Origin of the sequence: Candidatus Cryosericum septentrionale, from assembly GCF_003570995.1 — a bacterium.
Classification (GTDB): domain Bacteria; phylum Caldisericota; class Caldisericia; order Cryosericales; family Cryosericaceae; genus Cryosericum; species Cryosericum septentrionale.
The window spans coordinates 5,294-18,282 of the sequence record NZ_QXIY01000009.1; the positions used below are offsets into that span (position 1 = coordinate 5,294).

14 protein-coding genes and 1 pseudogene are annotated in these 12,989 nt (G+C 57.0%); 3 read left to right on the forward strand and 12 right to left on the reverse strand.

The features are described from left to right. The 3 genes from SMC1_RS02560 to SMC1_RS02570 all read right to left on the reverse strand — a co-directional run. Positions 1–686: N-acetylglucosamine kinase (locus tag SMC1_RS02560; protein WP_119085247.1), on the reverse strand; the 686-nt coding region annotated here is incomplete at its 3' end. A 1-nt stretch (position 687) separates the two neighbouring features. Further along, positions 688–1,518 (reverse strand): PIG-L deacetylase family protein, encoded by an 831-nt coding sequence (locus SMC1_RS02565; protein ID WP_119085248.1) that lies wholly within the window; start codon positions 1,516–1,518, stop codon positions 688–690. A gap of 31 nt (positions 1,519–1,549) precedes the next feature. After that, the gene (locus SMC1_RS02570; RefSeq protein WP_165849156.1) at positions 1,550–2,875 is read right to left on the reverse strand and encodes a hypothetical protein; all 1,326 of its coding nucleotides are present in this window, start codon (positions 2,873–2,875) and stop codon (positions 1,550–1,552) included. Between the two features lie 331 nt (positions 2,876–3,206). On the opposite strand from SMC1_RS02570, the gene SMC1_RS10470 reads away from it, so the two are divergent. Beyond that, positions 3,207–3,365, forward strand: a complete 159-nt coding sequence (locus SMC1_RS10470) for a hypothetical protein (protein WP_165849157.1) — start codon at positions 3,207–3,209, stop codon at positions 3,363–3,365. Between the two features lie 204 nt (positions 3,366–3,569). Here the strand turns inward: SMC1_RS10470 and SMC1_RS10475 are convergent, their stop codons facing one another. From SMC1_RS10475 to SMC1_RS11200, 4 genes and pseudogenes are all read right to left on the reverse strand, one after another. Then, complete coding sequence (locus SMC1_RS10475) at positions 3,570–3,713, reverse strand: hypothetical protein (protein ID WP_165849158.1); 144 nt, start codon at positions 3,711–3,713, stop codon at positions 3,570–3,572. A gap of 70 nt (positions 3,714–3,783) precedes the next feature. Next, on the reverse strand, positions 3,784–4,245 hold the full coding sequence (locus SMC1_RS02575; RefSeq protein ID WP_165849159.1) for a DnaB-like helicase N-terminal domain-containing protein: 462 nt from the start codon (positions 4,243–4,245) through the stop codon (positions 3,784–3,786). Further along, positions 4,242–4,733 carry a hypothetical protein gene (locus SMC1_RS10970; protein WP_243626462.1) on the reverse strand — a complete coding sequence of 164 codons (492 nt, stop codon included), beginning with the start codon at positions 4,731–4,733 and terminating at the stop codon, positions 4,242–4,244. Before SMC1_RS10970 ends, SMC1_RS02575 begins: the two co-directional genes overlap by 4 nt. A gap of 181 nt (positions 4,734–4,914) precedes the next feature. After that, positions 4,915–5,049, reverse strand: a pseudogene (locus tag SMC1_RS11200) (helix-turn-helix domain-containing protein); the annotation flags it as partial. A gap of 494 nt (positions 5,050–5,543) precedes the next feature. Between SMC1_RS11200 and SMC1_RS02590 the strand changes: the two are divergent. After that, on the forward strand, positions 5,544–7,253 hold the full coding sequence (locus SMC1_RS02590) for a peptide ABC transporter substrate-binding protein (RefSeq protein WP_165849161.1): 1,710 nt from the start codon (positions 5,544–5,546) through the stop codon (positions 7,251–7,253). A gap of 60 nt (positions 7,254–7,313) precedes the next feature. Then, positions 7,314–7,595 carry a recombinase family protein gene (locus SMC1_RS02595; RefSeq protein WP_413814601.1) on the forward strand — a complete coding sequence of 94 codons (282 nt, stop codon included), beginning with the start codon at positions 7,314–7,316 and terminating at the stop codon, positions 7,593–7,595. A gap of 626 nt (positions 7,596–8,221) precedes the next feature. Here SMC1_RS02595 and SMC1_RS02600 read toward each other — a convergent pair. The 5 genes from SMC1_RS02600 to SMC1_RS10490 all read right to left on the reverse strand — a co-directional run bounded on the left by SMC1_RS02600 (position 8,222) and on the right by SMC1_RS10490 (position 12,878). Beyond that, positions 8,222–8,503 (reverse strand): hypothetical protein, encoded by a 282-nt coding sequence (locus tag SMC1_RS02600; RefSeq protein WP_119085255.1) that lies wholly within the window; start codon positions 8,501–8,503, stop codon positions 8,222–8,224. A 379-nt stretch (positions 8,504–8,882) separates the two neighbouring features. After that, positions 8,883–9,788, reverse strand: a complete 906-nt coding sequence (gene nadE, locus SMC1_RS02610) for an NAD(+) synthase (RefSeq protein WP_119085257.1) — start codon at positions 9,786–9,788, stop codon at positions 8,883–8,885. Positions 9,789–9,960: 172 nt separating this feature from the next. Then, a complete protein-coding gene (locus SMC1_RS02615) occupies positions 9,961–11,445 on the reverse strand; it encodes a pyridoxal phosphate-dependent decarboxylase family protein (protein ID WP_207799272.1) in 1,485 nt (494 codons plus the stop codon). Further along, on the reverse strand, positions 11,442–12,596 hold the full coding sequence (locus SMC1_RS02620) for a DUF819 family protein (protein ID WP_119085258.1): 1,155 nt from the start codon (positions 12,594–12,596) through the stop codon (positions 11,442–11,444). Before SMC1_RS02620 ends, SMC1_RS02615 begins: the two co-directional genes overlap by 4 nt. A gap of 123 nt (positions 12,597–12,719) precedes the next feature. Continuing rightward, entirely contained in the window at positions 12,720–12,878 is a 159-nt protein-coding gene (locus SMC1_RS10490; protein WP_165849163.1) for a hypothetical protein, read from the reverse strand. Between the last annotated feature and the right edge of the window lie 111 nt (positions 12,879–12,989).

Sequence of the window (12,989 nt, forward strand, 5' to 3'; positions counted from 1 at the left end):
CCCGTCGCGCCGTCGAAGACCAGCGGGACGATAGCCAGAGCCCGATGCAGCAGCTCTCCGTGTCCCACCATGTCTTGTACGGCCTCGAGGAACAGGAGTTGCAGCGTGTCATAGTCGGGGGCACCGGTCACGTCCAGTACCGTCTGCTCCAGTACGGATTTCGGCCCTGTCCCGTCGTGGGAAAGAAACGCATAGTGCAGGATGTCTCTCAGCATGGCCAGTCCACCGCCTCGCAGGCCGCTCTGATAGCCCAGGCCCCGGAGCGTGACCCAAGTCCCGTCGCGGCTGCAGGCACATGCGTTGGCGCCTCCGCCGCACACCAGGGCAATCCCCCAGCCCTTGTCGCTTCCTGCCTTGAGCATGATCCACGTATCATTGACAAGGTCGAAGATGAGCCCGGGGAATGCAGACGTCAGAGCTGCAGCAAGTACTTCGCGGTGCATGGGCAGATCCATCCCCGACAGCCCGAACACGGCGCGCTCGACCTGCGTTAGCAAAAGGCCCGCAGCCGCCAGGGCTCCCTGAACGGCGTCGGTGATGCCTGATATGGCCGCTTCGAGTCCCACAACCTGGTAGTTGGAGGCGCCCCCTTCGCCGGATCCGACGATATGGCCGGCATCGTCACCGACGACAGCCTTCGTCCTGGTCGTCCCCCCGTCGACGCCGAGATAGTACGTTAGAGCCATGCTAAAAGAACTCTGAGTCGACGTTTGTTGTATGAAGGTGGGAGGGGGTCAGGACCTTGAATGCCTCTGCCAGCCGCATGCCGTGTGCGCTGCCCAGCTTCAAGCCCTTGAGGTTGAGGTACTGCCTCGCCTCTTCCAGTGTCTCCGGGGTAAACTGGCTCCTGTACAGGCCGAGAGCTGCCAGCAGCTGGGGCTGCTCGGCCTTGATGTCGACTACCTGGTTTGGCCGGCTAGTGCTGTAGAACGCGATGTACCGGACATCGTGAGGGGGCAGTTCGGGGAGATACAGGGGCAGCTTGCAGTAAATCATGCTTTCTTCCGCCGACCAGCCGCAGTTGAGGTGGTCCTGATGGGCTTCATACATCAGCCACGGATCGGGCGCCAAGATGGCGTCCGGTTTCTCCTGCCGGATGATGCGGACCATCGCCGCGGTCGTTTCCCCGCCGCGCGGCAGCTCACCGTCGTGAAAGGGCAGGTACAGGTGTTTGTGAACGCCGATGGCCTCGCCAGCCTTCTGGTCCTCATCACGGCGGATTGCGACCAGGCGTTCGGGTGTCATCGAGACGTCTGTACTGCCCAGGCGTCCATCGGTCATCGTGACGAGCGTGACGTCTTTTCCTGCCTTGGCCAGCTTGAGCAGGAGACCACCCGCGTAGAAGACCGCATCATCGGAATGTGGTTGAAACACGACGTATTTCTGTGCCGAATCGATGGGCGGAATGGGAAGGAAGTCGTTCCAACTTATTGCCTGATGGCTTTCCGTGGAGAGATGGGCGCGCTGGCTGCTGCCCATCGAGCCGAAGCTGTATGCAAGCTTTTCCCAGAAGTTCATGCTGTCTCCATCGAATTGCGGATACGTGCTGCTATTTGAAGTTGTCGAAGTATGGGGCTTCCTGCTCTTTGAACGCAAGCACGAGATCTCGTGCCACGGCCGGCGAGGGTACCAGCGGATTGAGTGCCAGAGCCTCGATGAGAGCTTTGAGGTCGCGGTACGCAACCGCGTCGACGAGGGACCTCTCGTACAGTTTCACCTGCTCGATCAGCAGTTGTGATTCCCTGTCGATGGGTCCGACCGCGAGCGGGCGGATGAGCCGTTCAGTGATCAGTGACGGGACCTCGACGACATCGTCGGGGGCAAGGCCGGCAATCGCCCCACGGTTCATGACATTGACGGGGACGACGGACTGACCTTTGCCTGCGAGGCCGAGAAGCACATCCATGGCAACTGCGCTGTATCCTCCGTCATTCGTGAGGCCCATGGCGGTCCGATACTCCTGTGCGAGGTGACCGTCCGCGCGTCTGCCGAGATATGCCTGATATGTGGCCAGCGGGTCGCTGGTTGCCATGAGATCGGCTACAAGTTGTGCATTGAGGCGCTCCACTTCCTCGCCGCGGGTTTCTCCGGCAGCCTTGACGGCCGCGAGCGATTCGCGCTTGAACGCGTAGTACCAGATGTACTCGTTGGGGAGTTTGCCGAGGCGTTGGATGAATGTTGGTGAGAAGTGTGTCCTCGCCTCGAAACCGGGCGCCTGGTCGATCATGGAAAGGATCTGGGGCAGCACGTCGTGCCCGAGGGCGTAGACACTCTTGACGAAACCGCAGTGGTTCAGCCCGTAGTAGTCCAGCACCAGGTCTTCCGGTTGGACCTTGAGGAGATAGGCCAGCAGGATGCCGATGAAGGTCGGCGCATCACAGATGCCGACGACGTTGTGAAAGTCTCCATGGCTAACCATGGCCTGCGTGATGATCCCCGACGGATTCGTGAGGTTGATGAACCAGGCGTCGGACGCAACCTCACGCAGCTCTTTGAGCATGTCCAGCACGACGGGGATGGTGCGGACAGCCATGGCAAAGCCACCTGCGCCGACCGTCTCCTGCCCCAGAACATCCATCGAGAGGGGGATGCGTTCGTCCAGCGTGCGCATATGATCGCCACCCACGCGTATGGCGGCGATGACGAAGGAGGCTCCCATCACGCACTCGCGGAACGTACCAGTGTGTGAGATCTCGACCGTGCTGTTTCTGTCCTGGACAATGGCTTTGACGACTTTGTCCACGGCGGCGAACCGTTCGCCGTCGGGATCGATCAGCGAGATCTCCGTGAGGCCGAGTCGTTCCTGAAGGTCAAGGAGAGCGCCCACGAGAATCGGGACTCTAGTCCCCCCTCCACCAATGATGCTGACTTTCATCGTTGCCTCCAGTCGGCGCGAACCGGCACACCACGGGGCATCCGCCAGCGTTTTTTGTCGAGCGATATAACGGGCGGTCCTTCGCATCAATATTTTAGCGGGTCCTCTTCCTTTGTCAAGGAGAGGCTCCGGGTGGTCTATGCTGTTCGGGCGCGTTTGACAGGTCATCCATGACGGCTACGCTCAAAGATGTCGAGAGAGGGGATGGATGAACCTGGACAATCCAGCAACCAGCAGTCGTCGTAACGAAGCAGGTGCGACAGGAAGGCCGAAGTAGTGGTTCAGGCGGGCGAGGACCGGAGCCACTCTGGCTGCATGCTTGTATGTGGTCGTGTGGAGTGTACTCCTGGGCAGTTTTGCCGACAACCTGACCATTGGCCAGGAAGTGCTGATGGCGGTCGCCGCCCTGGACACTAAAGACCACGTGATCGAGACACCGCCCGGCCCGGTTATACCTGCACCCGTCACACGTTGTCTGTGCCATGTCTAGTCCCCCCCGCCGCGCCCGTCCTTGTCGAACAGCAAGAAGCCACCTTGCGAGTAGTGCTGCTTGAGGGCTTGCCACATTCGTTTCCTTGCTGCCTTACTCAACCATTGACTTGTGATTGCTCCCCCCTTTTTATAGTGTCTCCGGTCAGGATGTCGCTCTTCTGAGAACCCCCCTGTGCCTTCTGAAGAGTGCCTACGGCAATTTCTAGTTCTCCGCTTTCGCTCGACGGGAGGGGAGAGTCAGGGAGACGCCAGCCTTTGCAGCTAGGGACAAGAGCGTTATGTCGTCTCCAGCCGTGATGTATTCCAACTTCAAGGCTTCCCAATCATAGGCTCTATACCCGGCCATGCTTCCCCTCCTCGACAGCGGGCGCACCGTCCAGGGAACCCCACATCTGACGCTTCTTGTCGAACTCGAGTCAACAGCTGCCCCTCTTCCCGGAGCGATGTTTGTCGACGACGCAGCCCAGGACTCCTCGCTCTTCCGACGACTCTTCCAATTCCGACAGGAGGATCACGTCGTCTGCTGCCTGCTCGAGACCGCTCGAATCTTTGAGGTCCTGCATCTTCAGCACAGAACCCTGTTTGACTGCTTCATGGGAGACCTGGGACAGCGCGAGGATGTAGACCCCCAGACGCACAGCTGTCACCTTCAGACGAGCTGCAACCGTGACAGGGTCCGCTTGCTTGCCTGAGCTGACAATAGCCTCGATCGCACGGACGATGTCGGAATGTTCTGTCCGATAGAAGTCGTCGACTGGTTTCTTATGCTGAAGATAGTCGGAGCTTTTCTTGTCATCTGAAAGCCAGGCTCCCAGGAGGGCCGTCTCGGCGCGGTCGTCATATAAGGCTTGGACTTCAGACTGTACGTCGTCGCTCATGAGTCCCTCCATTTTGACAGGATCTCTTCCTCTGCCTTGCTGAGAGACCTCGTCTCCCGGGGCTTCTTCTGCTCGACCTGGTCCAGCTCCTCGTCGGTGTGCGTCTTCACGCGCCCGGTCGTGCCATCATCGAAGGTAATGAGTGCGCCCTTCTTCATGACGCAGCCATGCGTCAACAGACACGTCTCCAAATAGGCCAGGGCCCTGATAGGTGGTGACTTTCCCTGGAGGACCCGGGCTTCGATGATCTTCAGGGTCGCGTCGAGGTCGACGTTCGGATGACCCTCTTCAAGTTTCCGGCGGGCGTCTGTCCCCAGGACAAAACGACCTGCTTCAGAATCAAACGAAGCGGAAAAGTCTGGGCTTTGTCCTTGCTTGGATTTTGCTCTTTTTCGAGAAGTCTCTCGATTGATTTTTTGGATATAGTTCAATGGATATAGTTCGTCGGTAACCTGGGCCGCACTCACCTGTTGAACCCGCATAGGCATTACCTTTACCCTTTTCTAGTCCGGTAACAGGGGTCGCACTTGTACCTGAAGACAGCATAGAGACTTCGTTCTGCAAGGGCATGGAAACGTCTCCGCTCTTGTTTCGAGGAGAGACCTTCGGGACGACCAGATGATAGAGAGAATAGGTCCCTTTGCGGACTGTTATCTTGAGCCAGTCGTACTTCTCGAGATTCTTGACTGCCCTTCGGGTCGTCCGTTCAGACAACCCCGTGTCGCTTGCCAGGGTCGTTATCATTGGCCAGCACCGCCCCTCGTCATTGGCATAGTTGGCGAGAGCAATCCAGACGATCTTCGCATACTTGTCGAGCTTCGTGTCTCCCTGGAGGAGGGAATCTGAATGAACTTCCCTTCAATCTTCATGACAGGCCTCTCAGGGACAAGCGTTTGACAAAATCTTTTGCGTATGGTATAATAAAATACGTCAATAAATCAGCCCGACTTCGACTGTGGCTCCGGGTAGGGGACAACGGCAAGGCGGGCTTCTTCATTTCTGCCCTGCTAGTGGAACCAGCCCTCTCAGCACGTCTTGACGGCGTTCCTTGCGCCATTCCCTGTACGCCTTCTGCAATGGGCCCTCATGAGCGTTCCGGTAGGACAACTCCGGCGGCCGGGACAACACCCCTTTCCCTCTCTGTCTCTGCATGTTTGTAGGACGCCATATCCGCTACAGAATCAGGGGAACCCTGGGTCGCCGCGTCCACAGGATCGAATTGTATTTTCCTGGTACATTGTTATTATTTTAGTAGTCGCAAGATGCGACAAATCCTGTTGAGAAGGGGAGGCTATTGTATGAGGAAAGCACTGTCACTTGTCTTGGTAGCTGTATTTCTGGTCTCGTTGTTTGGTGGACTGTCTGTTGTACCGTCAGCAAAGGCAGTTGCTCAAGAGGTAACGTACAACCTTGGGACCGAGCCTGCTACACTCGATCCAGGCATTACAGCTACCCTTGCGGATGTCAACATCGACCTGCAGGTCTTTGACGGGTTGACGCGTATCGACAACAAGAATGCGCCGCAGCCCGCGATTGCGAAGAGCTGGACGATCTCCAAGGATCGGAAGACGTATCTGTTTACACTTCGCGATGCGTACTGGACGAACGGAACGCCGGTCACTGCATACGATTTTGAGTATGCCTGGAAGCGCGCTCTCAGCCCGGAGTTGGCTTCCGCATACGCTTGGCAGGTCTACTACGTGTATGGCGGTGAAGCTTTCAACACGTCTATCAAAGTCGGCACCAAGTACTATGCCCAGGCTGTCGATGCCAAAGGCAATCCTCTCACGAAAACCGTTGGGGGCAAGGTTGTCCCCGTTCCGAACATGGCGAAAGAGATCGATCCCAGCAAGAATGTCGGTGTCAGGGCACTGGACGCGAAAACGCTCAAGGTGTATCTCCAGTCGCCCACTGCCTACTTTCTCAGCTTGACGGCGTTCCCTACGTACATGCCGGTCTGCAAGGCCGTTGTCAGCACAAATGACAAGTGGGCCTCCGATCTGACGAACTACGTCACCGATGGACCGTTCAAGCTCACGCAATGGTCACACAACGAGAAGATGGTCTTTGTCAAGAACCCGACATATTGGGACAAGGACAAGGTCAAGCTCACGAAGATCACGTACCTCATGGTCGAGGATGAGTCGACTGCGCTTTCGATGTATCAGAGCGGTCAACTGGACGCATCCTCCACCGTACCCCTCTCGGAGTTGCCCAAGCTGGTCGCCTCAGGCGATGCACAAATCCTTCCGTATCTTGCGACCTTGTTCTATCGGGTCAATGTCACCAAGAAGCCGTTCAACGACGTCCGCGTCCGTAAGGCCTTGCTCCTGGCGATTGACCGCAAGGCCATTACTACGTCCGTCACGAAGGGCGGACAGATTCCTGCGCTGGCTATTGTTCCCTACGGTATGCCAGATGCGCTTCCTGGCAGCGATTTCCGCAAGGCTTCCCAGGTGAGTTTCTACAAGGACAACGATATCGCGACTGCAAAGGCCCTGCTTGCTCAGGCCGGTTATCCCAATGGCAAGGGGTTCCCAGCCTTCGCACTGCTCTTTAACACCTCCAACCTGACCAAAACCATTTGCGAGGCGATCCAGGGGATGTGGAAGAAGAACCTTGGTATCACCTGCACCCTCAGGAACGAGGAGCTCGGCGTTTTCGTGGATGACCTGATACACATGAACTTCAATCTTGCGTTGGTGCAATGGACTGGTGACTACATGGATCCCAGCACGTTCCTGTACATGTTTGTAACGGGTGGCGGATCCAGCCACACTGGCTGGAGCAACAAGTCTTACGATGCTCTCATCGCAAAGGCCAAAGCGACTGTCGACCCGAAGGCGCGCATGGCGACACTGCATGCCGCAGAGAAGATCCTCATGACAGACTTCCCCATTCTTCCAATCTACTACTGCACGAGCCCGGTGCTCCTGAAGAAGAGCATCAAGAACTTCTACCAGTCGGCACTGGGAATTGTCGACTGGAAGAACGCTTACATGGGATAGCCTTCAGGAGTCACTGAAGACCACAGCCCAGCACATCAGGAATGAAGAGAGCGGCCGCGAATTCGCGGCCGCTCTGCATGTCGTGGAACTCCGTCGTTCCCGCGAAGGCGGGAATCTGCGGTTCGGAAGCTGCTGATGAACAGGGCCTACACAGGATCCTTCACGGCTTTCGGCGCGACCGTGCATGGCGACCTCACAGCCATAGTCTCACAGGAGCTCTTCCTGAGAGTGCAGCCGAAGCTGCACCGGGTCAAGAAGACAGGGAGGCTAGTAGCATACCGCATCAACAACCCCGACTTTCCCCTGCGTGGCGCGGTGAGGTGCCCGGCGAGAAAGTGGTGAATGGATGCTGCGGCCCTGGGATCACACACACTCGATGTTGACGGCAGCAATATGACATATGTTCGATGCGGGCATGCGCCTATGTCATGCCAGGCCAGACGGCATCTGTGATAGGTACGGGGCGAGGTTTCAGACTTGGGGGCAGGCCACCGTGTCATTTCTGCAACAACCATGGACGTCGGATGTTGCAGTGACAGGGAGTATGCCCTGTTGCGAGAGTATTACAGTTATGGAACCGTCCCAAGAGTGTTACAGTCCCAAAGCGAAACAGTGGTGGACCCAGTCAATCTGGACCGGAACCTGCTGCTTGCTGATTTGAGGAAGTTGAGCGCCATAGTAGAGAATGAGGAGGAAGAGAACACCGCGTATGAAAAGCCTGCTGCTCCGACTGTACGACAGAAACAGCCGGTGAGCAACCATTCGAGGCTCTAGCCGTCCCGGACAAGACTACCTGTTGTCTCTGGAACTATTCCTGTGGGTGGCCCCATGTACTTCTACAATTGCTTGCCAGGGAGAGAGAGATGGGTTCCCAGTCTTGGTCATGTCTCTTGGGAAACAGGCTCACCAGGCCGACCACGAATGCGGCGACAACCGTCGGTACAAGGACGTACTCAGCAGTTACCCTGCTATGACCCACCCTTGAGCGACACGGTGTTCGTGTCAAAGGTAAGCTTCACGGCTTTCATGTCGTCGGCGGCGGCATTTCGATTTCTACACGGGCTGGTTGACGCAGAAGCCCCTGCGATACGGGCGCTTTCACAGTTATCGCCCAGCACCGCCGTTGTTGCTGTCTTACCTGCTGTCAGGCACGCCTGTCCCGTGACTGTCGTGGGCTTCCACGTTCCTACATCCCGGGCTCCATTCCCGCTCCTCCTCTCTCGTCCGAAGGACCAGCAGTATTCTGTCATTCTTCACCTCCGTTTTCTCATGAGGTTACGGAGCCAGTTCACCTCCATTTCGTACGATGGAGGAGTACTATTCCAGGTAGTATGGGTGAGAGACAAGGGTAGATCGTGAGTACATGAAAGCAATGAGAGATCCTCATGAGCTTGTATCTAAGATGAGTCGATGCGGGGTGAACGTCCCGTCATTTTCAAAACCTGCCCGCAATGCAAATTTGCTTTCATTGTTCTGCATGTCAATTTTTATATCCACAGGGTTTTGCAGGAGATGCAGGCGATGGTCAATTTTATCGGGGTAAAAACTTCCCAGAAAAACGGGGATATCCAACCTGGCAAGCATGGAGAAACATAAACCTGAGAGTGGGAAAACCCTACAGACGCGTCATTATAATTGAGGAAATTGCGAAGGATGGCGCATGTGAGCCGAAAGCCGGACAATATCCCGGAGTTCTGCCACCTTGGCGACGGGCAAAGCAACTGATTCGGCGATGAAGGCATCGTCCAGTCCCTGTTCAATGCCCCAGAGCACTAAGTCCACCGCCTCCGACGAAACATGCAGGACATCCTGATACTTGTCCTCGATACCAGGCAGCATCTCCGGATTGGGGCTGCGCTCAAGCACCTCGGTCGGCACACCTACCCGGGCGGCAATGGCCAGAACCTGGCTGCGGTACAGCATCTTGAGTGGCATGAGATCGGCCACGTCATCCACCCCGAACTTCACAAAGAGTCCCAGCAGGTCCTCGCTCTTGTGCGCGCTGCCAACAACCATCAGGCGATGTAATTCAGCATAATGATAGGTTGTAACCATGCGCAAACGCTGCTTGGCATAGATCGAAGCAAGGGCCTCGCGGGTCAGCTGGTGGTCGGTGCCGGCGATACCGGCTAGGTAAAAATTACCGTCATCACCGGAGAGATAGCGCCTCACCACCGAGGCAACCAATTTTTTGTTGGGCACCTTGTTGGCGATAAAATCGTATACCCCGCCCGATTTATTGAGTTTTGTGGTGTCCTGGCGCACTGTCTTGATGCCCAGGCGATCGGCAACAAGGGTGGCAAATTTGATGGCGTCCGGCGCACCCTGCCTATCCGGAAGAAGAAGCGCGGTCACTTTGTCAAGACCGACTGATTGCGCGCAGAGAACAGCCACGGTACTGGAATCCAGCCCACCAGACAGCGGCACCACAATCCCCGTCCGTCCCAACTCGTTCATCTTGGCGGCAATGAAGGTTTCAATGACGGGAATTACCCGATCCAGGTCGAGCTCAAAAACAGAACTGTCCAACTTCATGATCCCCCTCAGAGCAGGTCGCGATATTCCCGTTCCGGAAACTGATAGGAACTGTCATCCAGGCCGGCCGCGGGGTTTGCCGGCCATTAAGCCAATAGCATTGTTCGTCATGGCCACAGGCTAGGGTACTGGGGTAAAACTGTAAAGCCACTACCCCGGTCCCGCTCTCTCGTTATGAGCGGGTCTCTTTTGCCTGTTGCCGTTTAACGTACCAGTTCATTAGCCTTTGGACCAAGCCCACTTTTGCCTGGACCCCACTCGCGCTTTCTCCCGCTCCGCCAGCCAAGGACGCCGAGTCGGACAGGTCTATCTCTCCGCCGGAAAGACAATAGGTGGCCGCGAACATATTGAGTACCTGCTTGTGTACCATACCGCGCAAGGGGATGTGAGAAATCATCCCGTAGGTGGCAGCCTGGCCGGATTCGGCCAACTCGGGGTGGGCTCGAACTTGGGCAACAGCTTCGGCTAAATCAGTAAGGTATGTATCCACAACCGCGTCATGGGAGGCGGTAACCATTGCGTGCAGGGCGTCTGGGCGCTGGAGGCGGTCGATAAGCCAGCCCTTTTTCTCCAGCTGGTCGCCAACGGCGAATATGTTCACCGCGGGGTCCGACGAACGGTACGCGAAGAGACTCGTTTTGGGGTCGCCGATGATCTCGAGGCCGGGAATGGCCTTGATGCCGCTAAGCAATCGGCCGGTTGCGTCCATCGTTCTCCTGGCGAGCTCAAGGTAGCCCTCTTCTCCGTTGGCCTGGAGGGCGGCCCAGGCCGCCGCGTAGGCGCCACCCGGCCGCGTCCCCAGCAAGGCAGGGGAAGCGAAAATGCCACCTGGCCAGTTTTCGTAGACGAATACTTGGTGCTTGAAGTAATCCAGGTTCCTGTACAGGATGCTCGACGCGCCCTTGGCGGCGAAGCCATATTTGTGGATGTCCGCGGAAATGGAGGTTACCCCCGGCACGCGAAAATCCCAGGCCGGTAAGCCAACGCCGAGCTTCTCCAGGAAGGGAAGCAAATATCCGCCAACGCAAGAATCGACATGCAGGGGGACGCCCCGTTCTTGCGCTATGCAACCCAGGCCCTCTATCGGGTCGATGATGCCGTGGGGGTACTCGGGCGCCGACCCCAGGATCATGACCGTGTTCCGGTTCACCAGTTTCTTGACGGACTCAAGGTCAACCCCCAGGTCCTTAGCGAGCGAGGCGCGCCTGATCTTGACGCCGAAGTAATCGCCGCCCTTCTCCCAGGCAACGTGCGCCGTCTCAGGGATGACCATCTCCGGCTTACGTATACGTTGGGCATAACCACGGTCACGGTAGGTCTTTACCGCCAACAGGCAGCTTTCCGTGCCGCCGGAGGTCATGACGCCACAGACCTGGTCGTCGCCGTGCAAGAGGTCGCAGGTCGTGCGCAGAACCTCTCGCTCGAGACGCTTTAAGCTCTTGAAGGCCGCGGGATTAAGGCCATTGGCGGAAAAGTACTTGCCATAAGCTTCCTGGAGAAACTGGGTATAGTCCTCGTCCAAGTAATACACCAGGCTCCACGTCTTGGCTTTCTTATACTGAGGATCGTCCTTGCCGAAGCCCTCGAGCTCGGCGAGGATCTCGGCGCGGGGTCTTCCCTTTTTTGGCAGGCTGTTCGTCATGTCTGCTCCTCTCATGGAATGCTCCTGAACAGGTAAGCGAAGAAAATGCCCAAGTAGTTTCCGATAGCGTAGCCGACAATGCCCGTCGTCAGACCGGATATGATGATGGCCTTGTTCTTGAGCGCCGCGGCTACCCCCGGCACGAAAGGCGGCGAACAGACAGCCGATACCGAGGTGATGATAAAGGTATCCACGTCAATCTTGAATAAGCGGCAGAGAAGGGAATGGAGAAGCAGGCTACCGAATATGCAGGCGATCACGAAGCCCAGGATGCGGAAATCGATGTGTATCAGGCTATCGAGCTTCGCCATCGAGGCGACCACGAAACAGAACACGTAAATGACGTACATGCCGGCCTGGAAGGTCTTCCGGATCTTGCGGATAGCCGGCACGAAGGAAGCGCTAATGCCCAGGGTGGTGATGGACAGGATAGTCACCGCCGTAGAAGCCGATCCGGGCAGGAGCCCTCCCAAGAAAACCGATACGCCGACGATAGCCGCGCTTAGCAACAGGGCTAGACCAAGGCCGCGCACGTTGGCCGGCTTGAACATACCCGAATAGGCTTCGATCGACTCATCCTCATCACCCTCGGCGGTAACCGCGCCGTCGGAGAGAGGGGATTCAAAGGGCTTCAGGTAGAGGCGAAAGAAAGGCCGGGCTACCGAGGACATGAGCAAGATATAGACAAGTGAAACAACCGTATCGTAGGTAAGGAAGAGAATATAGGTGGAGCTCGGTACCCCCAGGGCGGACTTGATAGCCGCCATGTTGGGCGTTCCGCCGGTGTACATCCCCATAGCCATGCCGGCGAGTTGCCAGGCCTCCGTGTCGCCCTTCCGCGTAACCAGGTAGGCTGCAAAGGCGACCGCCACGATGGCGATCGTCGCCAACAGCATGCAGAGCATTCCCTTGCCCGCCACTTTGAACCATTTTTTCACGTCGATCGAGAAGAGCAGAAGCGGCAGGGCAAGCGCCACGCTCAAGTTCGTCACGGTAGATTGCAAAGGCGCGACACTTTTGGGCAGGAGGCCTATATTGCCCAAGATTATCCCGGCAGCGTAGCACAACAACACCGTGCCGATTTTTCGCAAAGCGGCAAACCGATAACACAGATAGACAAGTAAGGCAGGAAATATCACGGCGACAACGCAGAACACAATCACCATAAACTAGCCTCCTGCATGCTCGATGATAGGCGACCATACCACCGATTGGCAAAAAAGCAATGAAAACGGCGCTTTCATGCCGTTCAATCGATCAACCTATAAGGAATACAGGTAAGACGGCGCTCAATGTTTCGCACCGTATCCCTGGGGACCAACCAGGCGCACCCACCCGGTCCGCGATGCGCCGAGGGCTGCACCCGCGACAAGGGTCTCCAGGGTCAACTCGTCGTCTGCCCGGACGTACAGGTCTCTCAATGCCTTCCAATCGTATCTCAATCTCATGCTGCCTTCTTCCCCCCGGACGTACGATCTCCAAGCGCAGTGCCTCCTCGTCCCTGCCGGTCTGCATGAGACCGACCGCCCCCCACCATGCGCCATAGTCTGAACGTGGAG